We start from the raw sequence: 21,273 nt of genomic DNA on the forward strand, positions 1-21,273 counted from the left end.
TCGACCCTGCGGGTGCGGTGGTGGCGACGGCGTTGCGGCACGAGTCGGGTCCGCACGACCGCCGAGGTGCGCGGCCTCGGTCCGGTCAACGGCGACGCCTACCGTTCGACCAGGCGGTGGCGGCCCGCGTAGACGTTCATCGACGTGCCGCGCAGGAAGCCGACCAGGGTCATGCCGACGTCGGCGGCCAGGTCGACGGCCAGCGACGACGGCGCGGAGACGGCGGCGAGCACGGGGATGCCGGCCATCGCCGCCTTCTGCACCAGCTCGAACGACGCCCGGCCGCTCACCATGAGGACGGTGGAGGTGAGGGGCAGGCCGCGGTGCTTCAGGCCCCAGCCGACGACCTTGTCCACCGCGTTGTGCCGGCCGACGTCCTCCCGCAGGCACAGCAGCTCGCCCTTCGCGTCGAACAGGCCGGCCGCGTGCAGGCCGCCCGTGCGGTCGAAGACCCGCTGGGCGGCGCGCAGTTCGTCCGGCAGCGCGGCGAGGGTCTCGGCGTCGACGGTGAGCGGGTCGTCGGCCACCGGCCAGGTGGCGCTGGTGCGCACCGCGTCGAGGCTCGCCTTGCCGCACAGGCCGCAGGACGACGTCATGTAGAAGTTGCGCTCGATCGACGGGTCGGGCGGCGGCACGCCGGCAGCCAGCACGACGTCCAGCACGTTGTAGGTGTTGCCGCCGTCAGCGGTCGCGCCCGCGCAGTAGCGGATCGAGGTGATGTGCTCCGCGGCGCGGACCACGCCTTCGCTGACCAGGAAGCCCGCCGCCAGGTCGAAGTCGTCACCCGGCGTGCGCATGGTCACGGACAGCGGTTTGCCGGCGACTCGGATCTCCAGCGGCTCCTCCACGGTGAGGGTGTCCGCGCGGGCGTCGGCAACGCCGTCCACCACGCGCACTACCCGTCGCCTGCTCGTCACTCGTCCCATGTGGACACTCCTTGGTGGTGAGGCACAGCTCGGCGCACTCGGCCAGCAGGCGGCGCAGGGCTTCGTCGCGGTGCTGCCCCGCCGCGAGGGCCACGGCCTCGGTCGCGCGGTGGACCGCCAGCGCGGGCCACCACCTGGTCCACCAAGCACGGGGGCGACGCGCCGCGCGCAGGCAGTGCTCGACCAGGGCGTCCGCGCAGCGGGCGTCGGAGGTGCCGATCAACGGCACCGCGAAGACCAGCAGCGCACGGCGGCCGTCCGGCGTGCTGAGGTCGTTCACGCGGCGGGCGACGGCGCCCAAGACCGGGTGCACGGTCGCGGGCCGGTCGGTCCACTCCTCGTCCGCCAACGCGGACACCAGTTCCAGCAGGCAGCAGCCGTGCGCCGGGGTGACGTGCCGTCCCGGCGCCAACCGGGGCAGCCGGGTGGTCACGACGCCTCACGCGGGTGCGGCAGCAGCTGCCGGGGGCGTCCCGGCCGACTGAACCGCCCTCCCAGCGCCGCGCCGGCCACGCCGAGCACGGCGGCGGTGAGGAACGGGCCGGGGTAGCCGTGCGACACGACGACCAGGGACGCCAGGCCGACGCCGAGGACACCGCCGAGGGCCTTGGCGCTGTAGATGACGGCGAAGTTGAGCGGCGCGGTGTCCTCGCCGAAGTACTCGCGCACGAGTCCGACCAGCAGCGAGTAGCAGCAGCTCGTGCCGAGACCGGCCACGCCCGCCCCGACCAGCAGGGCGACGGCGTCCTGCCGCTGACCGCCGAACAGCAGCACGAGCTGGGCCAGGCCGCCGGTCGCCATCGCCAGCCGCAGGGTGAGCCGCCTGCCGATGGCCTCGGAGATCCGGCCCGCGAGGATCCGCCCCGCGCCCGCCGACGCGGCCAGCACCGCCAGGGCCACCGCCGCGAACACCGTGTTGTCCACACCTCCGGCCGCGCCCGCGAAGGCCGCCAGGAACACCAGGTCGAACAACGACACCGCCGCCGCGAACACCACCGTCACGTACATCGGCGCGAGGACACCGCTGCGCAGCGCCTCCCCCGGCTTGAAGTGGCGGATGGCGGGGCGGTTGCTGCGGTGCGTGCGGAGTTCCCGGTGGCGCGGGTCGACGTCGGCGGGCCACCAGTTCGGTGGCGGGTCGCGCAACGGCAGGCCGCACGCGGTCACGACCACCAGCACGACCAGGGCCGCGACGGACAGGAACGCGGTCCGGTTGCCCGCGTCGAACCAGAGGCCGGCCGCCAACGCGAACGGCACGCCGCCGAGCGCGAACGCGCCGGTGATCAGGGAGATCCGGCCGGTGACCCGGTCGGGGAACCAGCGGATGACGGTGCCGACGCACGTCGCGTAGACCAGGCCGGTGCCGACGCCGCCGACCAGCGAGTAACCGAGGTAGACGACGAGCAGGTGGTCGGCGGAGCCGAGGGTGAGCAGGCCGATCGCGCCGAGCACGGCGCCGAGGACGACGGCGGTGCGCGGTGGCACCAGGCCGCGGTCGCGCAACCACGCGGCCGGGAACGCGACGCCCGCCTGGCACGCCGTCCAGAGCGCGAACGCCCAGCACAGCTCGACCAGGCTCCACCGCTGCTCCAACACGGGCACCAGAGCGCCGAACCCGTACTGGGCGGTGCCGGTGACGAGCATGGCGATGCCGCTCAGCCAGGCTGTCCGGCCGCGTGGACGGCCCAGCAGCTCGTGGTCCGACTCGCCGATGCGGTAGCGGCGGCCGTAGACGTCGAGGACTTCACGGACCTGCATGAGGATCACCCTCCTTGCAGATTGTATACAGTATTGAGTAGCCTAGCGCCTTGCACGCAGTCCTGAACACCCCTCAGGCGGGCGGACCCCCATGCGCATCCCCTGGACCGAGGCGAGGCAGGCGGCCCGACAGGCGGGCAAGCCGTTGGACGTGGTGGAAGTGCCCTTGGCTCGGGCGTTGGGCGCGGTGTTGGCGTCCCCGTTGCGCGCGCTGGTGGCCGTGCCGTCGTTCGACAACTCGGCGATGGACGGTTACGCGGTGGCCGGGCAGGGGCCGTGGATCGCGGTCGGCCAGGCGCGGGCGGGCGGCGTGGCGGGTTCGCCGCACTGCGGCCAGGCGGTCGAGATCGCGACCGGCGCGCCCGTGCCGTGCGGTGCGGACGCCGTGCTGCCGCTGGAGCACGCCGACGTCGCCGGCGCGTTGGTGATGGGCGACGTGGAGCCGGGCCGGCACATCCGGCGGGTCGGCGAGAGCTGCCCGGCCGGCGAACCGCTGCTGCCGACGGGCGCGGTGGTGACGCCCGCCGCGCTCGGGCCGGCGGCGAGCGTCGGCCACGACCACCTCGCCGTGCACCGACGTCCCCGGGTCGCGGCCGTGATGACCGGCGACGAGGTGGTGACCACCGGCGTGCCGGGGCCGGGACGGGTGCGTGACGCGATCGGCCCCGTGCTGCCCGGTTTGGTGCGCGCGGCGGGCGGCGAGCACGTGGGGACCACGCACCTCGCCGACTTCCCCGGCGCGCTGGTCGAGGCGTTGTGGGAGGTCGACGCGGACGTGGTGGTGGTCGGCGGCGCGACGTCCGTCGGGCCGGCCGATCACCTGCACGAGGCGTTGCGGGTGCTACGCGCGGACGTGCGGGTGGACGGTGTCGCGTGCCGTCCGGGTCACCCGCAGGTGTTGGCCGTGCTGCCGGACGGGCGGCGCGTGGTCGGGCTGCCCGGCAACCCGTTCGCCGCGCTGGCCGCCGGCGTGACGTTGCTGGCGCCACTGGTGGAGGCGCTGTCCGGGCGTGGGCCCTCGCCTGCGAGGGCGGTCGAGCCGGCGGCGGTGCGGTCGCACGGGCACGACACGCGGCTGGTGCCGGTGGTGGTGTCCGGACCGGTGGGCGTTCCGGTGGGGCACGACCAGCCGGGGACGTTGTGGGGCGCGGCGCCGGCGGACGGGCCGGCGGTGGTGCCGCCCGGGTTCGGCGGCGGCGAGGTCGAGGTGCTGCCTGTCGCCGGGGGAAGCGGAGGCGTACAGTTTTGAATACGGTATACAGTCTGCGAGCGACAGTGGAGGGTCACATGACCGTGGTGGAACGGGTGCTCGCCGTGATCGAGGCGCACCGCGGCGACCGGGGCGCGCTGCTCCCGATCCTGCACGGCATCCAGGCCGAGTTCGGCTACGTCGACCAGTCGGTGATCCCGCTGGTGGCCAAGGAGCTGAACCTGTCGCGGGCGGACGTGCACGGCGTCGTCACCTTCTACAGCGACTTCCGCAGCGAGCCCGCGGGCCGCGTCACCGTGCAGCTGTGCCGCGCCGAGGCGTGCCGGTCGGTCGGGTCCGAGCGCCTGGTCGCGCACGCCGAGGCCGCGTACGGCGTGAAGGTGGGCCAGACCGGCGCGGACGGCGCGGTCACCCTCGGCCAGGTGTTCTGCCTGGGCAACTGCGCCCTCGGACCCGCGGCCCGGGTCAACGGGCGGCTGCACGGACGGCTCGACCCGGCCCGGCTGGACGGGCTGGTCGACGCGGAGGTGGAGCTGCGATGACCACCACCGTCTACGTCCCCCGCGACGCCGCCGCGCTCTCGGTCGGCGCGGACGCCGTCGCCGCCGCGATCACCCGGGAAGCCGCGCTCGCGGGTCGGGCCGTCCGGGTCGTGCGCAACGGCTCGCGCGGCATGTTGTGGCTGGAGACGCTGGTCGAGGTGGCCACCGACGCCGGCCGGGTCGGGTACGGGCCGGTGACCGCCGAGGCCGTGCCCGCGTTGGTCGCCGCCGGGATGCTCGACGGCGCGGAGCACGAGCGGCGGGTCGGGGTGGTCGAGGAGCTGCCGTGGTTCCGCGCGCAGAACCGGCTGTGCTTCGCGCGCGTCGGCGTCACGGACCCGTTGTCGCCCGACGACTACCTCGCGCACGGCGGGATGACGGGTCTGCGACGGGCGTTGGCGATCGGTGCGGCGGCGACGGTCGCCGAGGTGACCGATTCCGGGTTGCGCGGACGTGGCGGCGCGGGGTTCCCGGCGGGCGTCAAGTGGAAGACCGTCGCCGACACGCCCGGTGAGCTGAAGTTCGTGTGCTGCAACGCCGACGAGGGCGACAGCGGCACGTTCGCCGACCGGATGCTCATCGAGGGCGACCCGTTCTGCCTGATCGAGGGAATGGTCATCGCGGCCTTCGCGGTCGGCGCCACCGAGGGCTACATCTACATGCGGTCGGAGTACCCCGAAGCGGTGCGGACGTTCCGCCGGGCGATCGACATCGCGTACGCGCAGGGGTGGCTCGGGGACGACGTGCTCGGGTCCGGGCTGAAGTTCGACCTGATGGTGCGCGTCGGCGCGGGCGCGTACATCTGCGGCGAGGAGACCTCCATGCTGGAGAGCCTGGAGGGCAAGCGGGGCGTGGTGCGGGCGAAACCGCCGATCCCCGCGATCACCGGCCTGTTCGGCAAGCCGACCGTGGTGAACAACGTGCTCACGCTGGCGTCCGTGCCCGCGATCCTCGCCGACGGCGGCGCGTCCTACCAGGCGTTGGGCGTGCAGCGGTCGCGTGGCACGCAGGTGTTCCAGCTCGCCGGGAACATCGCGCGCGGCGGCGTGTTCGAGACGGCGTTCGGCGTCTCGCTGCGCGACCTGGTCGAGGTGCACGGCGGCGGCACGCTCTCCGGCCGGCCGGTGCGCGCGGTGCAGGTGGGCGGGCCGCTCGGGGCGTACCTGCCGGCGTCCGGGCTGGACCTGGCGATGGACTACGAGGCGTTCGCCGAGGCGGGCGCGATGCTCGGGCACGGCGGGATCGTGGTGTTCGACGACACCGTGGACATGGCGTCGATGGCGCGGTTCGCGTTCTCGTTCTGCGCGGAGGAGTCCTGTGGCAAGTGCACGCCGTGCCGGGTCGGCGCGGTGCGCGGGGTCGAGGTGATCGACCGGATCGTCGGCGGCGAGGACGTCGACGACAACCTCGCCCTGCTGGGCGACCTCTGCGAACTGATGGCCGACGGGTCGTTGTGCGCGATGGGCGGCCTCACGCCCAACCCGGTGCGGAGCGCGCTGCAGCACTTCGCCGACGACTTCACCCCAAGGAGGGCCACCCCGTGACGATCTTGAAGGAACCGGACTTCGGCACACCGGCCGTGACGTCCTCGACCTCGGTGACGGTGGAGGTCGACGGCATCCCGGTGACCGTGCCCGCCGGCACGTCGGTCATGCGCGCCGCCGCGACCAGCGGCATCGACATCCCCAAGCTGTGCGCGACCGACAGCCTGGAGGCGTTCGGGTCGTGCCGGCTGTGCCTGGTGGAGATCGACGGCAGGCGCGGCACGCCCGCGTCGTGCACCACGCCGGTCGCCGACGGGATGAAGGTGCGCACCCAGACGCCGAAGCTGGAGAAGCTGCGGCAGGGCGTGATGGAGCTCTACCTCTCCGACCACCCGCTGGACTGCCTGACCTGCTCGGCCAACGGCGACTGCGAGTTGCAGGACATGTCCGGCGCGGTCGGGTTGCGGCAGGTGCGGTACGGGTACGAGGGCGAGAACCACCTGTCGTTGGACAAGGACACCAGCAACCCGTACTTCGACTTCGAGCCGTCCAAGTGCATCTCGTGCTCGCGGTGCGTGCGGGCGTGCGGCGAGGTGCAGGGCACGTTCGCGCTGACCATCGAGGGTCGGGGGTTCGAGTCGCAGGTGTCCGCGGGCGGCGTGCCGTTCATGGAGTCGGAGTGCGTGTCGTGCGGCGCGTGCGTGCAGGCGTGCCCGACGGCGACGTTGCAGGAGAAGTCCGTGGTGCAGCTGGGGATGCCCAGCCGGACGGTGCTGACCACGTGCGCGTACTGCGGTGTCGGGTGCTCGTTCAAGGCCGAGCTGCGCGGTGACGAGCTGGTGCGGATGGTGCCGTACAAGGACGGTGGCGCGAACGAGGGCCACTCGTGCGTGAAGGGTCGGTTCGCATTCGGCTACGCCACGCACCCGGACCGGGTGACGTCGCCGATGGTGCGGGAGAAGATCACCGATCCGTGGCGCGAGGTGTCGTGGGAGGAGGCGATCGGCTACACCGCGTCGCGAATGCGGGAGATCCAGGCCTCGCACGGGGTCGGCGCGATCGGCGGCATCACGTCGTCGCGGTGCACCAACGAAGAGGTGTACGTCGTGCAGAAGCTCGTGCGGGCGGCGTTCGGGAACAACAACGTCGACACGTGCGCGCGGGTGTGCCACTCCCCCACCGGGTACGGGCTGAAGCAGACGTTCGGCGAGTCCGCGGGCACCCAGGACTTCCGGTCGGTGGCGGCGGCGGACGTGATCGTGGTGATCGGCGCCAACCCGACCGACGGGCACCCGGTGTTCGCGTCGCGGATGAAGCGGCGGCTGAGGGAGGGCGCGAAGCTCGTCGTGGTCGACCCGCGCCGGATCGATCTGGTGCGCTCGCCGCACGTCCGGGCCACCCACCACCTGCAGTTGCAGCCCGGCACGAACGTGGCCGTGGTGAACGCGTTCGCGCACGTCGTCGTCACCGAAGGGCTGGTGGACGCCGACTTCGTGGCGTCGCGGTGCGAGGGGTACGAGGAGTGGGCGGAGTTCATCGCGCGGCCCGAGAACAGCCCCGAGGTGGTCGAGTCGATCACCGGGGTGCCTGCTCCGGAGATCCGTGCGGCGGCCCGGCTGTACGCGACGGGTGGGAACGCCGCGATCTACTACGGGCTGGGCGTGACCGAGCACAGCCAGGGGTCGACGATGGTGATGGGCATGGCGAACCTGGCCATGGCCACCGGCAACGTCGGCCGGGACGGTGTCGGGGTGAACCCGTTGCGCGGGCAGAACAACGTGCAGGGGTCGTGCGACATGGGGTCGTTCCCGCACGAGCTGCCGGGCTACCGGCACGTGTCGGACGACGCGGTGCGGACGGTGTTCGAGCGGGTGTGGGGGCGCAGCATCCTGCCGACGCCCGGCCTGCGCATCCCGAACATGTTCGACTCGGCGGTCGCGGGCACGTTCCGCGGGCTGTTCGTGCAGGGTGAGGACATCGCGCAGTCCGACCCGAACCTCGCGCACGTGACGGCGGCGCTGACCGCGATGGACCTGGTCGTGGTGCAGGACCTGTTCCTGAACGAGACGTCGAAGTTCGCGCACGTGTTCCTGCCCGGCACGTCGTTCCTGGAGAAGGACGGCACGTTCACCAACGCCGAGCGGCGGATCAACCGGGTGCGGCCGGTGATGGCGCCGAAGACCGGCAAGCACGAGTGGCAGATCGCGTGCGAGCTGGCGGCGGCGCTGGGCTACGACATGCCCTACACGCACCCGCGCGAGATCATGGACGAGATCGCGGCGCTGACGCCGACGTTCGCGGGGGTGTCGTTCGCCGCGCTCGACCGGCTGGGCAGCATCCAGTGGCCGTGCGACGAGGACGCGCCCGCCGGCACGCCGACCATGCACGTCGACTCGTTCACCCGCGGCAAGGGCAGGTTCGTGCCGACGTCGTTCGTGCCGACGAGCGAGCGCACGACCCGCAAGTTCCCGTTGATCCTGACCACGGGGCGGATCCTGAGCCAGTACAACGTGGGCGCGCAGACCAGGCGGACGGCGAACATCGCCTGGCACCCGGAGGACGTGCTGGAGATCCACCCGCACGACGCCGACGTGCGCGGGATCGGCGACGGCGACTCGGTCACGCTCGCGAGCCGGGTCGGCGCGACGTCGCTGCACGCGGTCATCTCCGACCGCATGCCGGTCGGTGTCGTGTACACGACGTTCCACCACCCCGTGACCGGGGCGAACGTGGTGACCACGGAGAACTCCGACTGGGCGACCAACTGCCCGGAGTACAAGGTCACCGCGGTCCAGGTGGCCCTGCGCGCCGAGGGCGCCGAGGCGGCGGCGGTCCCGGGCACGCGTGAGCGCGCGGTGGTCGACTGACTTCTACAGGAGCACCCATGAGCGGCACGATCCCACCCACGGTCCGCCTGGCGAACGAGATCGCCCGCCAGTTCCACCACCAACCACCGGCCACCGCCGCGACCGCCGTCGCCGGCCACATCGAGCGCTTCTGGGATCCCCGGATGCGCACCGACCTGCGACACCACGTCGTCACGTCCCCGGAGTCCCTGGACCCGGTGGCGTTGGCGGCGGCCAGGCTGGTCGGTTCCTGAGCCGTGCGGGAAGCTGGTCACCCCACCAAGGCGGCCAGCTTCTCCCGCGTCTTGACGGTGTTCGGGTGGTCCGCGCCCAACGTGCGCGTCTCGACCTCCAACACCGCCCGGTACTCCGCCTCGGCTTCGGCCGGCCGGCCGAGATCGGCCAGCACCGCAGCGAGCTGGTACCGGGTGATCAGGGTCGTCGGGTGCTCGGGACCGTAGACCTGCGCCTCGAGCGCGAACGTCGACCGGAACGCGGCCTCCGCCTCGTCCAGTCGCCCTTGTTCGTAGACCAAGCCGGCGAGGCAGAAGCGACTCATCACGGTGTCCGGGTGAAGCGGTCCGAGAACCCGCTCCTGCCGCTCCACCACCTCGAGGTGATCACGCTCCGCAGCGGCCAGGTCCCCGCTCTCGCCACGGACGTGTCCGAGCTGGTGCCGGACCGCCAAGGCCAGCGGGTGGTCCGGACCGAGCATGCGCTCCCGCGCCTCCAGCACCGCTCGGAACCCGGCCTCGGCCTCCCCGAAACGCTCCTGCCGGCGATGTACGCCCGCCAGGCAGTGACGAGTCCGCAACGCGATCGGGTGCGTCGGCCCCAACAGCCGTTCCTCCATCGCCAACACCTGGCGGTGCTGCTCTTCGGCTTCGTCCAAGTCCCCGCGCTCCACCATCAAGTCACCCAGGTGGTGCCGGGCATTCAGCGTGCTGGGGTGCTCGGCCCCGAAGAGCCTCGTGTTCCCGGCCAGCACTTCCCGGTACTCGGCCTCGGCTTCGTCCAATCGCGCACCGGTGCGCAACAACCCCGCCAGCTGACCGCGCACGCTCAGCGCCTCGTGCTCCCGGTCGTCCAGCGCCGCGATCGCGGTCCGGTATTCCTCCTCCGCTTCCACGAGGCGGCCCAGGCTTTCCAAGGTGTCGGCGAAGCAGGCCCGGACTCCCGTCGTGTAGACGTCGTCCGGACCCAGCTGCTCTTCCATCGCCGCCAGGATGGCGCGGTGCTCGGCTTCGGACTCGGAGAACCTCCCTCGCGCGTCCAAGAGGTCGCAGAGGTCGTGCCTGGCCCGCAACGATTCGCGGTCGTCGGCTCCTCCCGCGCGCACCCGCGCGGCCAGCACCGCGCGGAACTCCACCTCCGCTTCCGACCACTGGCCCCGGCTCGACAGGACCCGAGCCAGGCACTTGCGTGTGTCGAGCGTGTTGGGGTCGTCGGCTCCGAGCGCCCTCACCTCGTCGTTGACGAGGGTTCGATGCGCCTGCTCGGCTCGCGCGAGATCACCCATCTCCTCGAAGAGGTGCCCCAACGAGTGCCGTGCGCCGAGAGTGTTGACGTGCGAACTGCCGACCGCGCTCTCGCTGAGCGCGACAGCCCGGTGGAGCAGCCCTTCCGCCACCGGGAAGGAGCCGATCTCCCGGCAGTAGCCGGCACCGTCGCCGAGCAGCGTTGCGACGGCCAGGTCGACGTCGGGCTCACCCTGCGCGCCCAGGTTCACGATGTGGGGCAGGACCACTCGCCAACGCGGCCACGTGGCCGACTCGCCGTGGTCCAGCTCCTGCGTCGCGGCGCGCAGCAGGCGGGCGACCAGGGCTTCGTAGGCCTGTCGGTTCCGCTCGAAGTCCGGTTGGTGGCGGTTGGCGTCGCGGATCACCGGGTGGACGGCGACGCTCGATTCGACCACGTCCAGGAGGCCGACGTCCTGGAGTGCCCTGAGCAGCACCGACAACTGGGCCGCGGTGACGGAGGTGAGCAGGGTGGACTCGGCCATGACGGCGGCGTCGAGGGCGAACGCGGGGACGGGCGCCTCGGCGAAGGTCGAGATCAGGCGCAGGAGTTGCCGGGTCTGCGGTTGGCCGCGCTCGGCCAGCAGATCCATCGACATCTCCCAGGTGCGGCTCAGGGACTCCCTCGGGGAGGCGGACTCGCCCTCGGTCAGTTCGGTGAACCTCTCGTCCCAGCGCTCCTGGTAGGCCTGGAAAGTGGTCGGCGGTTCCAGGCCCGGGAGGGCGAGGGCGTCCTTGGCCACGGCCAGGTAGCGGCCGGCCAGGCGCAGCGCCAGCGGGAGGCAGCCCAGACGTCGGGCGAGGGCCGTGGCGTCCTGTCGGGTGCCCGCGTCGGCCAGGTCGAGCAGCACTTGCGCGCCGTCGTCCGGGTCGAGTTGGCGCACGTGGTGCACCCGCGCGGTCGGTGGCCAGCCGGTGGCGGCGCGGCTGGTGACCAGGATCGAGCCGGTCGGCTTCGGCGTCCTCAGCCAGCCGTTGCCGTCGGCCACCCGGTGGTTCGCGGCGGCCAGGACGTCCGGGTCGTCGGCGTTGTCGAAGACGAGCGCCCACGGTTCGGGCTGGTGGTCGAGGTTGCGCCACAGCAGCTCGATCGCCGAGCCGCCCCGGCCCGCCCACGCCTCCTGCACCTCGTGCGAGTCGGCACCGGTCTGCAACGCCACCTCCGCCAAGCCCGCCACCAGGCTGTCCCGCGACGACGCGTCCACCCACCACACCCTCGGCAGGGTCCGGGCCACGTCGAGGGCGACGGTGGTCTTGCCGAAGCCGCCGCCCGCGGCCAGGACGGCGATCGAGCCGCCCAGGTCGCCGGTCAGCGCGGCGACCAGCTCGGATCTACCGCGCACCTCGTGGTTGAGGCGACCCAGCGGCGGCGCCACCGACGTGCCCGAGGTCATCGGTGTCGGACGGTCGCCGTAGTAGTGGTTGGTGGTGTGGTTGATGTCGCGCAGGGCCTGTTCGGCGGTGCCGCCGAACATCGCCTCCGCCCGCTGGGTGTCTGCCACGGTCGAGCTATATCACTCCCTGCCGCACGTGAATCCCGCGTTTTGCGGAGTCATGGGGTTGCCAGGGCCTCCGTCGGTGAGAGGCGGCCGGCCCTGACCGCCGGGTAGAGACCCGCGAGGGCGCCGATGACGGCGGTGGCGGCTATCCCGCCCAGCGTTGCCCAGGCCGGCACCAGGGACGGCCAGCCCTGGTAACTGGCGTAGGCGGTGGTGACCAGGACGCCCAGGCCCGCGCCGGCCGCGCCGCCCAGCGCCGAGAGGAGGAGCGATTCGGTCAGGAACTGGGTGCGGATCTGGGACCTGGTGGCGCCCAGCGATCTTCGGAGACCTATCTCGGCCCGGCGTTCCAGGACCGAGATGACCATGGTGTTGGCCACGCCGACACCGCCGACCAGCAGGGCTACCGCGCCCAGGCCCAGGAGCAGGGCGTTGAGGGTCTCGTCGGTGGCCTGCTTGGCCGCCAGGGCGTCCGACGGTCTGGAGACCTCCACTTCATCCGGGTGCTCGGGGTTGGCGGTGGCGGCCAGGTTGGCTTGGACGCTGTGCACGGCGTCCTCCCTGGACCTGGCGTAGACCGTGGTCGGGTAGCCGTCGAAGCCCAGGTGTTGTCGGGCCACCGGCCAGCCGATCAGGGCGGCGGTGTCGAGTTCGGGCGCGAGGGGCGTCGGGTGCAGGACGCCCACCACGGTGAACCACTCGCCGCCCAGGTGTACGGGTTCGTTGGGGGCGGCGACGCCCAGGCGTTCGGCGGCCTTGTGGCCCAGCACGACGGCCGGGTGGTCGGCGGTGGCGTCGTTGAGGAAGACACCTCTGGCGACCGTCGCGCCGACGGTCGCCAGGAGGTCGGTCCTCGTGGCCAGGACGGCGACGCCGCCGGACTGGGTCTCCGGGATGTGGTCGTTGCGGTAGACGTGGGCGTCGACGACCTTTCCCGTCGCGGTGGTGGAGGTGACCGCCTCCATCCGGCCGATCATGCCCACCGACTCGGTCGGCAGGTGGGTCTGCTCGCCGAACAGGGTCTGGCCCGGGCCGACGGTCAGCAGGTTGGTGCCGAGCGCGGCGAGGCGGCGGTCGAGGTCTTCGCGGCTGGAGGTCGAGATGCCGACCACCGAGATCATCGCCGCGATGCCGATCGCGATGCCCAGCGCGGACAGCACCACCCGGGCCGGCCTGGCGCGCAGGCCCGCGCCGCCCACCCGCAGCACGTCGGCCGGCGAGAGGCGGGCCGGTCGCAGGTCAGGCATCGCGCACCACCCGACCGTCGCGCACGTCCACCCGTCGCGGGAGGGTCGCGGCCACCTCCTGGTCGTGCGTGATGACGAGGACGGTCGTGCCCGCGTCGTTGAGGGAGCGCAGCAGCCCCAGGACGGCCTCGCCGGACGTCGAGTCGAGGTTCCCGGTGGGTTCGTCGGCGAGCAGCAGCGCGGGCCGCCCGACCACGGCGCGCGCGATCGCCACGCGTTGCCGCTCGCCGCCGGACAGCTCGTGCGGGCGGTGGGTGAGCCGGTGGCCGAGGCCGACCGCCTCCAGTGCCTCCACGGCGCGCCGACGGCGTTGCCGCAGTCCGACGCCCGCGTAGAGCAGGCCGTCGGCGACGTTGTCCACTGTGGACACGCCGACGGCCAGGTGGAACTGTTGGAACACGAACCCGATCACGCCGGCCCGCAGCGCGGACAGGGCCCGGTCCGACAGCTCGCGGACGGCGTGCCCGTCGATGCGCACCTCGCCGTGCGTCGGCCGGTCGAGGGTGCCGATGAGGTTGAGCATGGTCGACTTGCCGGACCCGGACGGACCGACGATGCCCACCAACTCGCCTCGCCCGACGGTGAGCGACACGTCCCGCAAGGCGACCACCCCCTGGTACTCGCGGCCGACACCACTCAGCTGCACGACCGGGGTCATCGCGGCACCCCCACTTCGACGCCTTCGGCAATGCCCTCGCCGGCGACCTCGACCTGGCCGGCGGCGAACAGGCCCGTCTTCACCGGCACGTGTCGCGTCGCGCCGTTCTCGACCACCTGCACGCCGTACTTGCCCTCACCGAGGGACACCAGGGCCCCTACCGGCACCGCCAGCACGCCCTCCTTGCGCTCCGAGACGAGCAGGACGTCCACCGGCGCCGAGTCGAGGCGACCCAGCGCGCCCTGGTCGGCGACCGAGACCACGACGTCGACCGTGGTGGTCGGGGTCGAGCCCGCCTGGGCGGGACTGCTGGTGGCGACGGTGCCGACCGACTCGACCGTGCCCTCGACCGACTTGCCGTCCGGCAGGCCGACGGTCGCCGCCACGCCCTCGGCCACCAGGTGCTGCTTGCCGACGTCGAGCGGCACGACCACGACCCGGGTGGTGCCGGTGTAGGTGAGGACGGGACCGGTGGCGCGGCTGCCCGGCTGGGCCTTCAGCTCGGCCACCCGCACGTCGCCGCCGGTGACCACGACGTCCGTCGGCTGGACCGTCCCCGTCTCCGGCACGTCCAGCGCCAGTTGCCACGCGCGGACCGCCGTCGCGGTGCCGGCGGTGTAGGACTCGTCCACGGTGAACCCTCCGTAACCGAGCGCCAGCAGGTTCTCCTCCAACTGGCGGACGTCGCCGCCGACCGCACCGGGGGCCAGCGACCGGTACGCCGGTGTGGCGCCGAACAGCAGCGGGACGGGCCGGTCGTCCACCTCGTACACGGCCTGGCCACGTCCGATGACGGCGCCGGGCTCGGGCAGCCAGGTGACGGTGCCCTGCGCGCCGACGGGCACGGGCGTGGCCGTGCCGTGGGTCAACGTGCCGGTCACCCGTTCGGTGCGGGTCAACGTCGTCGCTGACACCTTCGCCGTGGCCGGTGGCAGGTTCGCCGCACTCGCGGGCACGGGTTCCGCGCCGCCGAGGCCGACTGCCGCAACACCGCCCGCCCCCAACACCACCAGCGCGCCCGCTCCCCACGCCAGCCGCGCACGCCTGCTCATCGGCCCAGCTCCGCCCGCTCGGTCCAACGCAGGTCCCAGGCCCGCCGGAACGCCCGGCCGGCGCGGTCGCACCGGCCCAGCCCTCCCACCTTCCGATCCCGACGACCCACCACGCCGACACCTCCCACCACACGCACGGCCGGCGAGCCCGCTCGCCACGCGGTCCTCGCACGTTTGCTCGTTGCCGCCACTCCGGAACCTCCCAACCGCAGACATCCGGTGTCGACCGCCACCCGAGAGCTCGCAGCTTCAACACCCGTCCACCGCACGACCGGCACGATCGCCCGCAACGCGGTCCCGCTTCTCCCACCAGCCGGCGCAGAGTCGGCCGGTCGGTCCGACGCACGACCAGGGCCGAACAGAACACCCGGCTCGTGGTCGAGCCGGCCAAGATCGCTCGGCTTGCTCCCTCCAGGACCCGCTCCAAGCAGCCCTCGACGCCGACGGCTCCCCGACCGAACGCAGCCAACCGGCCTGCTCGCCGCGCGTCTGCCCAACAGGCCCGGTTCCAGCGGCTCATGTCGGCACACGCCCCGACGCCGACCGGAGCCCAACGCTGCCGTGGTCGACACCAGCCCGCTCATCGGTGCGGCTCGTCGTGGCACGTGGCCGAAGCCGAGCGGAACACTGCGCTGTCGTGGGTGAACTGCCTCGGACCGCTCGGACCGCCGCCGCTCCGATCTCCGCCCGCGCGGCCCGAAGCCGGCGACCCAACGCGGCGCCGGCGCGCCCACTCCCCGCACGATCCGCGCACGCCCGGTCATCGCATCGGCTCCGGCAGTCGCCGGCGGCACACGTCCCGACGCCCAACCGGAAGCCGGGGCCGGCGACACCGGCCCGCTCATCGGCCCAGCTCCGGCAGCTTGTCGCGGCACGCGTCCAGAGCCGAGCGGAAGGCTGGGCTGTCACGGTCGACCTGGCCCAGACCGCTCAGCTTGCCGCCGTTCGGGTCCGGGTCCGGGAGGTCGATGCCGTTGTCCCGCATGCACTGCGAGAACGCCCTCAGCTGGTCGAGTTTGTCCGGGTCCACCTTGGACAGGTCGCCGCCGCCCGGCAGGAACTCGCGGCACGCTTCCCTGGCGCGCTCGAAGTCCGGATCGGTCCGGTCGACTTTGCCGAAGCCGCCCGGCTTTCCCCCCGGCTCCGGGTCGGGCACGTCCACGCCGTTGTCGCGCATGCACTTCGCGAACTCCCGCGACCGGTCCTCCTGGCTCATCGCCGCGCTCGACGACGAAGAGCCCGCCGCCACCTCCGCCCCGCCCGAGCCGCACGCGGTCAGTGCCAGCGCCAGGGCGGCCAGCACGATGCCGTTTCGCATGTCCCCTCCTCCATCGGTGGGGACAGTCGACCAGGGGGGCTATAACCAGCGCGTTACCAAATCTGGTTATGCGGACGTTATGGCCCCCGGAGCACGATGGACCCATGCGCATCCTCGTGGTCGAAGACGAAGCGACGCTGGCGGCGGCCATCGCCGAGTGGCTGCGCCGCGAGGCGTTCGCGGTCGACGTGGCGCACGACGGCGACTCCGCGCTGGAACGCCTGTCGGTCAACGCCTACGACGTGCTCGTCCTCGACCGCGACATACCGCGCGTGCACGGCGACGAAGTGTGCCGCCGGGTCGCCGACTCGGGTGCCGAGACGCGCATCCTCATGCTCACGGCCGCCGCCGCGGTGCGCGACCGGGTGGCCGGGCTGGCCCTCGGCGCGGACGACTACCTGCCCAAGCCGTTCGCCTTCGTGGAGCTGTCCGCCCGGGTGCACGCGCTGCTGCGCAGGGTTCGCCCGCCGAACCCGCCGGTCCTCGAACGGGCGGGCCTGCGGGTCGATCCGGCCCGTCGCCAAGTCACCCGGGCGGGTGAGTTCATTCCCTTGGCCAACAAGGAGTTCGCCCTGTTGACCGAGCTGGTCCGGGCGGAGGGCGCGGTGGTCACCTCCGAGCACCTGCTGGAGAAGGTGTGGGACGAGCACATCGACCCGTTCACCAACGCGGTGCGGGTGACCATGGTGAAACTGCGGCGCAAGCTCGGTGAGCCGCCGCTGATCGAGACCGTGCCCGGTGTGGGATACCGGATCCCGTGATCGGCCGGTGGAGCATCCGCGGTCGGCTGACGGCGCTGTACGGCGGGCTGTTCCTGCTCGCCGGCGCCGCCCTGCTCGCGGTCACCTACTTCCTGGTGTGGCAGAGCCTCAACGGCCGGTTGCAGCCGTTCACCGACGGCGCGAGCCTGCGGGAGCTGCGCGAGGCGTCCTCCGACCAGGTGATCGAGGCCATCCGCACCGCCCAGGTCCGCTACCGCGACGAGGTGCTGCAATCGCTGCTCACCCGAGGAGGCCTCGCATTGCTGTGCGTGGCGGCGATCGCGGTGGCCTTCGGGTGGCTGCTGGCGCGCAGCGCGTTGCAGCCGGTGCACCGCATCACCGAGGCCGCCCGGCGGATCGCGGCGGGCCACGGCCTGCACGAGCGGATACCGCCGACCGGGCCGTACGACGAGGTCGCCGAACTGGCTGAAACGTTCAACTCGATGCTGGAACGCCTGGACCGCGCGTTCGACGGGCAACGCCGGTTCGTCGCCGACGCGTCGCACGAGATGCGCACCCCACTGGCCGTGAAACGGGCCCTCATCGAGGTGTCGATCACCCGACCGGGTGCCTCGGCGGACGCCAAGCAGCTGGGCGCGGAGTTGCTGAAGGTGAACGCCCGCCACGAACGGCTCATCGACGGCCTGCTCACGTTGGCCGACAGCGAGAACGAGCTCACCGAGCGCACCCGCACGTCCGTCTCCGACATCGCCGAGCACGTGCTGTGGCAGTCGAGGGCCGTCGCCGAACGGGCCGGCGTCGACCTGCACCACGAGATGTCGCCGTGCGAGGTCGTCGGCGACCCGGTGCTGCTGGAGCGCCTGGTGCGCAACCTGGTCGACAACGCGATCAGGCACAACCACCGGGACGGGTGGGTCGACGTGAGCGCCGGACCGGGCGTCCTGAGGGTGGCGAACACCGGCCCGAGGATCGAGCCGTACGAGGCGGAAGGGCTGTTCCGGCCGTTCCGCAGACTCGACCGGGACGAGACCACGACGGGCGATCGGGGCCTGGGCCTGGGGCTTTCGATCGTCCGTGCCATCGCCGCCGCCCACGGTGCGACGGTGACCGCGACACCGGGGGCGGACGGCGGATTGGCGGTTGCGGTCAGGTTTCCCGAAGAGCCGTGAGGAACGCCCGGAATGGACGCTCCGCAAAGATCAATCTGGGTCCTGGCCGTTTGCTGTCCCTGACGCTGGTCGTGCTCCGTCCCACGGCCAGCTCGACGCAGTTGTTGCCCGCGCCGGAGTAAGTGCTCTTGCGCCATGCTCTGTCGTTGTTCATGTGTCCTTCAGTGCGGTTGCCAGTTTTCTGATCAGCGACGCCGACTCCTTGGGCGACAGGGCGACCTCGCTCACGATTTCCTCGAAGTGCAACAGGTACTTCTGCACGTCGGCGCGGTTGTCCACCCATTTGCCACCACCCGCGTACTCCAGGTACACGGCCGAAGGATCACTGTCCTCGAAGCGGAGAGCGGTCGCGCCACCACCCGACATGGTTCCGTGGGCACCGGCGCCGAACGGAACCACTTGGATGGTGATGTTGTCCTGCTTTCCCTTCTCGAGCAAATGCGACAACTGCTCGCGCATGACAGCGAAACCGCCGACGATCCGGTGCAGGGCGGCCTCGTCGATCACCGCGTGCAGCCTTAACCCGGGCAGCCGGCGCTGCCGGTTCGCCAGTGCCGCGGCCACCTGCTCCGCGGACACCGACGAGTCCATGAACCGCTGCCCCGCGAGCCTGATCGCCGCCGCGTAGGCGGGCGTCTGGAGCAGCCCCGGGATGACGATCATCTCGATGGTGCGCACCTCCGTGGCATCGGCCTCCTGCCGGGCGTAGGTCCGCGCCTCCGGGGTGAAGGCAGCGGCGTACACCAGGCGGGTGCCGTCCTGCTTCGCGTCCTCCCACAGCGCTTCCGCCTCGCGCCGTTCGGCATCGGTCGCCCCGTAGAGCCCGAGCAGCGCGCCCAGTTCGGTCCAACTCGGACTGATGTAACCGTTCTCCATCCGCGACAGCGTCGACTGCGTCTTCCTCGTCAACGCGTGGTAGTCGATCTCGGTCTTGCCCGCACGCTTGCGCAAGGCGTTGAGGAACTGCCCCAGCTTGCGCTTGCGTCGGGTTTGGACGGCTGCCATGCGGATCGCTCCTCGCTGGAAAAGAACTGCGAACACCCTAGTGCTGTTCCGCAGCCCGCTCGCGTTCACTCGATCGAGCGTCTAACAGGTGCATATTCGCCCTTGCTCGTCACTCGTCGTCAGTGGCGGTCCGGGCACCGCCGGGCACGCCGCAGGACGTGCCCGGCGATCTGGACGAGTGATCAGCGCGGACTAAAGTCTGGCCACATGTACATCTCGCAGGTCCGGCTGCGGAACGTCAAGGGGTTCCACGGCGCCCGCGAAGTGGATCTCAAGCTCACCGCGCCCGGCTGGACGGTGATCGCGGGCCGCAACGGGTCGGGCAAGACCTCGCTGCTCAGGGCGATCGCGCTGGCCGTGAGCGGTCCGGCGGTGGCGCGCAACCTGGTGCCCGACTTCGAGAACTGGGTCACCGCGGGCCAGCGGGAGGGCGTCGTCCAGGTCCAGTTCACCCACGACCGGCGGGTGGAGCGGTTCGGCAAGGGCCGCCCGCCGGAGGGCAGGCTGTGGGCCGGCCTCGGCTGGACGATGCCGGACGAGGAGAGCCGGCCGACGCACCGCGGCCTGCAGCCGTCGCTGAAGGAGAAGCTCGAGGGCAGCAAGACCGCCGCCCCGCGCGGACCCTGGCAGGACAATCCGACCGGGTGGTTCTGCGCGGCCTACGGCCCGTTCCGGCGGCTCGTCGGCGGCGCGGGCGAGGCGCAGCGGCTGATGCTGAGCCACGGTCCGGTGTCGCGGCTGGCGAGCCTCTTCCACGAGGACGCGTCGCTGGCCGAGGGCGTCGGCTGGCTGATCGAGCAGCACCTGAGGTCGCTGGAGCGCAGGCCGGGCGCGGAGGAGCTGAAGACGGTCGCGCTCGGCGTGCTGTCGGACGGCCTGCTGCCCGACGACTACCGGATCGAGGGCGTCGACTCCGACGGCCTGTGGGTGGTCAGCGGCGGGCACCGGTTCCCGCTGCGGGAGATGAGCGACGGCTACCGCACCGTCGCCGCGCTCGTGGTGGACCTGATCAAGCAGATCCACGAGTCGTACGGCGACCTGAAGACCGCGCCCACCGCCCACGGCCTGGCCCTGACCGCGCCCGGCGTGGTGATCATCGACGAGGTGGACGCGCACCTGCACGTGTCCTGGCAGAAGCGGATCGGCGGCTGGCTCAAGGAGCACTTCCCGAACATCCAGTTCATCGTCACCACGCACAGCCCGTACCTGTGCCAGGCCGCCGACCCCGGCGGGCTGATCCGGCTGCCCGGACCGGACCAGCAGGAACCGCCGCGGGTGGTCGACCAGGACCTCTACGAGCGGATCGTCTACGGCAGCGGCGACGACGCCGTGCTCTCGGAGCTGTTCGGCCTCGACACGCCCTACTCCGAACGCGCGCAGGAGCTGCGCGCCGAGCTGGTGGAGCTGGAGGTGGCGGTGATCGGCGGCACGGCCGACGCCGACGCGGTGCGCCGTTACGAGGTGCTGCGGGCGCTGCTGACCAGCTCGCCCGTGGCGCGCACGCGCGAGGTGTCCGCGCGGCTGGAACGCGACGGCACGTGATCCGGCTCGTCCGGCCCGCGCTGCCCGCCGAGCTGGCCGACCGGCTGCCCGACCTGACCGCGGAGATCGGGGACGCCGCGCACCCCACCCGCACGGCACGCGCGCTGTGGAAGCGCGCTGTGGTGCGTCGGAACGTGCACGCGCCGTTGCGGCGGCTGTTGGAGGGCATGGCGCCGGGCTACCAGCGGTGCATGTACTGCGGTGACAGCCAGGGCACGGACATCGACCACTTCGAGCCGCTGTCGCTCAACCCGCTGCGCACGTTCGACTGGCTCAACCACCTGCTGGCCTGCTCGACGTGCAACAGCAACCTCAAGCGGGACCGGTTCCCGGTGGCGGACGACGGCACGCCGCTGCTGGTCGACCCCACGACGGAGGACCCGTTCGACCACTTGCTGCTCACGCTGTCACTGGGCGTGTACGTGGCGCGCACGGAGAAAGGCGCGGCCACCATAGATGTTTGCGGGCTCAACCGACCGGTCCTGACGCAGGGCCGGGTGCACGCGAGGCGGGTGGTGCTGATGTGCCTGTCGCGCTGGACGGCCGGTCGGGCGCTGGGCACGGCGGCCGAGATGCGCGAGGCCGTGCTGACCGTCCAGGGGCAGCCGTTCGCCGACGTGTGCCAGGCGATGCTGCGGCTGGCGCTCTCACCCGGCGCGGAGCGGGTGTTCGAGGACACGCCGTGGGCTCTGGCCGTGCTCCGGGACGACGAACTGCGCGCGCAGCTGCTCGCGTGACCGGATCCTGCACCGTCCACAGAGCTCACTTCGGACATGTG

19 protein-coding genes are annotated in these 21,273 nt (G+C 72.2%); 9 read left to right on the forward strand and 10 right to left on the reverse strand.

What is annotated here, in order from left to right; genetic code table 11:
* Window positions 1–98: 98 nt before the first annotated feature.
* The 3 genes from fdhD to AB0H12_RS14015 are packed head-to-tail and all read right to left on the reverse strand — an operon-like array spanning window position 99 to window position 2,684.
* Complete coding sequence (gene fdhD, locus AB0H12_RS14005) at window positions 99–890, reverse strand: formate dehydrogenase accessory sulfurtransferase FdhD (protein WP_499623278.1); 792 nt, start codon at window positions 888–890, stop codon at window positions 99–101.
* Entirely contained in the window at window positions 781–1,359 is a 579-nt protein-coding gene (locus AB0H12_RS14010) for a hypothetical protein (RefSeq protein WP_499623280.1), read from the reverse strand. Before AB0H12_RS14010 ends, fdhD begins: the two co-directional genes overlap by 110 nt.
* On the reverse strand, window positions 1,356–2,684 hold the full coding sequence (locus AB0H12_RS14015; RefSeq protein WP_499623282.1) for an MFS transporter: 1,329 nt from the start codon (window positions 2,682–2,684) through the stop codon (window positions 1,356–1,358). The genes AB0H12_RS14010 and AB0H12_RS14015 overlap by 4 nt, the downstream gene beginning before the upstream one ends.
* Before the next feature lie 91 nt (window positions 2,685–2,775).
* On the opposite strand from AB0H12_RS14015, the gene AB0H12_RS14020 reads away from it, so the two are divergent.
* Genes AB0H12_RS14020 through AB0H12_RS14040 form a run of 5 tightly spaced genes read left to right on the forward strand, consistent with a single transcriptional unit; the run spans window position 2,776 to window position 9,020 of the window.
* Window positions 2,776–3,933, forward strand: coding sequence for a molybdopterin molybdotransferase MoeA (locus tag AB0H12_RS14020; protein WP_499623283.1), 1,158 nt, complete (start codon window positions 2,776–2,778; stop codon window positions 3,931–3,933).
* Between the two features lie 38 nt (window positions 3,934–3,971).
* The gene (locus AB0H12_RS14025; protein WP_499623285.1) at window positions 3,972–4,436 is read left to right on the forward strand and encodes an NAD(P)H-dependent oxidoreductase subunit E; all 465 of its coding nucleotides are present in this window, start codon (window positions 3,972–3,974) and stop codon (window positions 4,434–4,436) included.
* Window positions 4,433–5,980 (forward strand): formate dehydrogenase beta subunit, encoded by a 1,548-nt coding sequence (locus AB0H12_RS14030; RefSeq protein WP_499623286.1) that lies wholly within the window; start codon window positions 4,433–4,435, stop codon window positions 5,978–5,980. Before AB0H12_RS14025 ends, AB0H12_RS14030 begins: the two co-directional genes overlap by 4 nt.
* Window positions 5,977–8,787, forward strand: a complete 2,811-nt coding sequence (gene fdhF, locus AB0H12_RS14035) for a formate dehydrogenase subunit alpha (protein WP_499623287.1) — start codon at window positions 5,977–5,979, stop codon at window positions 8,785–8,787. Before AB0H12_RS14030 ends, fdhF begins: the two co-directional genes overlap by 4 nt.
* Window positions 8,788–8,804: 17 nt before the next feature.
* Window positions 8,805–9,020 (forward strand): formate dehydrogenase subunit delta, encoded by a 216-nt coding sequence (locus AB0H12_RS14040; RefSeq protein WP_499623289.1) that lies wholly within the window; start codon window positions 8,805–8,807, stop codon window positions 9,018–9,020.
* Window positions 9,021–9,037: 17 nt separating this feature from the next.
* On the opposite strand, the gene AB0H12_RS14045 is transcribed toward AB0H12_RS14040, so the two are convergent.
* The 5 genes from AB0H12_RS14045 to AB0H12_RS14065 form a co-directional block, all read right to left on the reverse strand.
* Window positions 9,038–11,785 carry a tetratricopeptide repeat protein gene (locus AB0H12_RS14045; RefSeq protein ID WP_499623290.1) on the reverse strand — a complete coding sequence of 916 codons (2,748 nt, stop codon included), beginning with the start codon at window positions 11,783–11,785 and terminating at the stop codon, window positions 9,038–9,040.
* Window positions 11,786–11,835: 50 nt separating this feature from the next.
* Window positions 11,836–13,029 (reverse strand): ABC transporter permease, encoded by a 1,194-nt coding sequence (locus AB0H12_RS14050; RefSeq protein ID WP_499623291.1) that lies wholly within the window; start codon window positions 13,027–13,029, stop codon window positions 11,836–11,838.
* Window positions 13,022–13,687 (reverse strand): ABC transporter ATP-binding protein, encoded by a 666-nt coding sequence (locus AB0H12_RS14055; protein ID WP_499623293.1) that lies wholly within the window; start codon window positions 13,685–13,687, stop codon window positions 13,022–13,024. Before AB0H12_RS14055 ends, AB0H12_RS14050 begins: the two co-directional genes overlap by 8 nt.
* Entirely contained in the window at window positions 13,684–14,739 is a 1,056-nt protein-coding gene (locus AB0H12_RS14060) for a peptidoglycan-binding protein (protein WP_499623294.1), read from the reverse strand. The genes AB0H12_RS14055 and AB0H12_RS14060 overlap by 4 nt, the downstream gene beginning before the upstream one ends.
* 841 nt (window positions 14,740–15,580) lie before the next feature.
* Entirely contained in the window at window positions 15,581–16,057 is a 477-nt protein-coding gene (locus tag AB0H12_RS14065; RefSeq protein ID WP_499623295.1) for a hypothetical protein, read from the reverse strand.
* A gap of 104 nt (window positions 16,058–16,161) precedes the next feature.
* On the opposite strand from AB0H12_RS14065, the gene AB0H12_RS14070 reads away from it, so the two are divergent.
* Window positions 16,162–16,818 carry a response regulator transcription factor gene (locus tag AB0H12_RS14070; protein WP_499623296.1) on the forward strand — a complete coding sequence of 219 codons (657 nt, stop codon included), beginning with the start codon at window positions 16,162–16,164 and terminating at the stop codon, window positions 16,816–16,818.
* Window positions 16,815–17,948, forward strand: a complete 1,134-nt coding sequence (locus AB0H12_RS14075) for a sensor histidine kinase (protein WP_499623298.1) — start codon at window positions 16,815–16,817, stop codon at window positions 17,946–17,948. The genes AB0H12_RS14070 and AB0H12_RS14075 overlap by 4 nt, the downstream gene beginning before the upstream one ends.
* Here the strand turns inward: AB0H12_RS14075 and AB0H12_RS14080 are convergent.
* Window positions 17,926–18,102, reverse strand: coding sequence for a DUF397 domain-containing protein (locus tag AB0H12_RS14080; protein WP_499623300.1), 177 nt, complete (start codon window positions 18,100–18,102; stop codon window positions 17,926–17,928). The two genes, AB0H12_RS14075 and AB0H12_RS14080, sit on opposite strands and share 23 nt — an antisense overlap.
* Window positions 18,099–18,953 (reverse strand): helix-turn-helix domain-containing protein, encoded by an 855-nt coding sequence (locus tag AB0H12_RS14085; protein WP_499623301.1) that lies wholly within the window; start codon window positions 18,951–18,953, stop codon window positions 18,099–18,101. The genes AB0H12_RS14080 and AB0H12_RS14085 overlap by 4 nt, the downstream gene beginning before the upstream one ends.
* Window positions 18,954–19,160: 207 nt before the next feature.
* On the opposite strand from AB0H12_RS14085, the gene AB0H12_RS14090 reads away from it, so the two are divergent.
* A complete protein-coding gene (locus tag AB0H12_RS14090) occupies window positions 19,161–20,495 on the forward strand; it encodes an AAA family ATPase (RefSeq protein WP_499623303.1) in 1,335 nt (444 codons plus the stop codon).
* Window positions 20,492–21,232, forward strand: a complete 741-nt coding sequence (locus AB0H12_RS14095; RefSeq protein ID WP_230566625.1) for an HNH endonuclease — start codon at window positions 20,492–20,494, stop codon at window positions 21,230–21,232. The genes AB0H12_RS14090 and AB0H12_RS14095 overlap by 4 nt, the downstream gene beginning before the upstream one ends.
* Window positions 21,233–21,273 lie beyond the last annotated feature (41 nt).

The organism is Actinosynnema sp. NPDC023794, assembly GCF_040639675.1.
Classification (GTDB): domain Bacteria; phylum Actinomycetota; class Actinomycetes; order Mycobacteriales; family Pseudonocardiaceae; genus Actinosynnema; species Actinosynnema luteola.

Coding starts and splice junctions, on each gene's coding strand:
- AB0H12_RS14015 (WP_499623282.1), bottom strand. CDS start 2,684: ATGCAGGTCCGTGAAGTCCTCGACGTCTACGGCCGCCGCTACCGCATC.
- AB0H12_RS14020 (WP_499623283.1), top strand. CDS start 2,776: ATGCGCATCCCCTGGACCGAGGCGAGGCAGGCGGCCCGACAGGCGGGC.
- AB0H12_RS14025 (WP_499623285.1), top strand. CDS start 3,972: ATGACCGTGGTGGAACGGGTGCTCGCCGTGATCGAGGCGCACCGCGGC.
- AB0H12_RS14030 (WP_499623286.1), top strand. CDS start 4,433: ATGACCACCACCGTCTACGTCCCCCGCGACGCCGCCGCGCTCTCGGTC.
- AB0H12_RS14040 (WP_499623289.1), top strand. CDS start 8,805: ATGAGCGGCACGATCCCACCCACGGTCCGCCTGGCGAACGAGATCGCC.
- AB0H12_RS14050 (WP_499623291.1), bottom strand. CDS start 13,029: ATGCCTGACCTGCGACCGGCCCGCCTCTCGCCGGCCGACGTGCTGCGG.
- AB0H12_RS14055 (WP_499623293.1), bottom strand. CDS start 13,687: ATGACCCCGGTCGTGCAGCTGAGTGGTGTCGGCCGCGAGTACCAGGGG.
- AB0H12_RS14060 (WP_499623294.1), bottom strand. CDS start 14,739: ATGAGCAGGCGTGCGCGGCTGGCGTGGGGAGCGGGCGCGCTGGTGGTG.
- AB0H12_RS14065 (WP_499623295.1), bottom strand. CDS start 16,057: ATGCGAAACGGCATCGTGCTGGCCGCCCTGGCGCTGGCACTGACCGCG.
- AB0H12_RS14070 (WP_499623296.1), top strand. CDS start 16,162: ATGCGCATCCTCGTGGTCGAAGACGAAGCGACGCTGGCGGCGGCCATC.
- AB0H12_RS14080 (WP_499623300.1), bottom strand. CDS start 18,102: ATGAACAACGACAGAGCATGGCGCAAGAGCACTTACTCCGGCGCGGGC.
- AB0H12_RS14085 (WP_499623301.1), bottom strand. CDS start 18,953: ATGGCAGCCGTCCAAACCCGACGCAAGCGCAAGCTGGGGCAGTTCCTC.
- AB0H12_RS14090 (WP_499623303.1), top strand. CDS start 19,161: ATGTACATCTCGCAGGTCCGGCTGCGGAACGTCAAGGGGTTCCACGGC.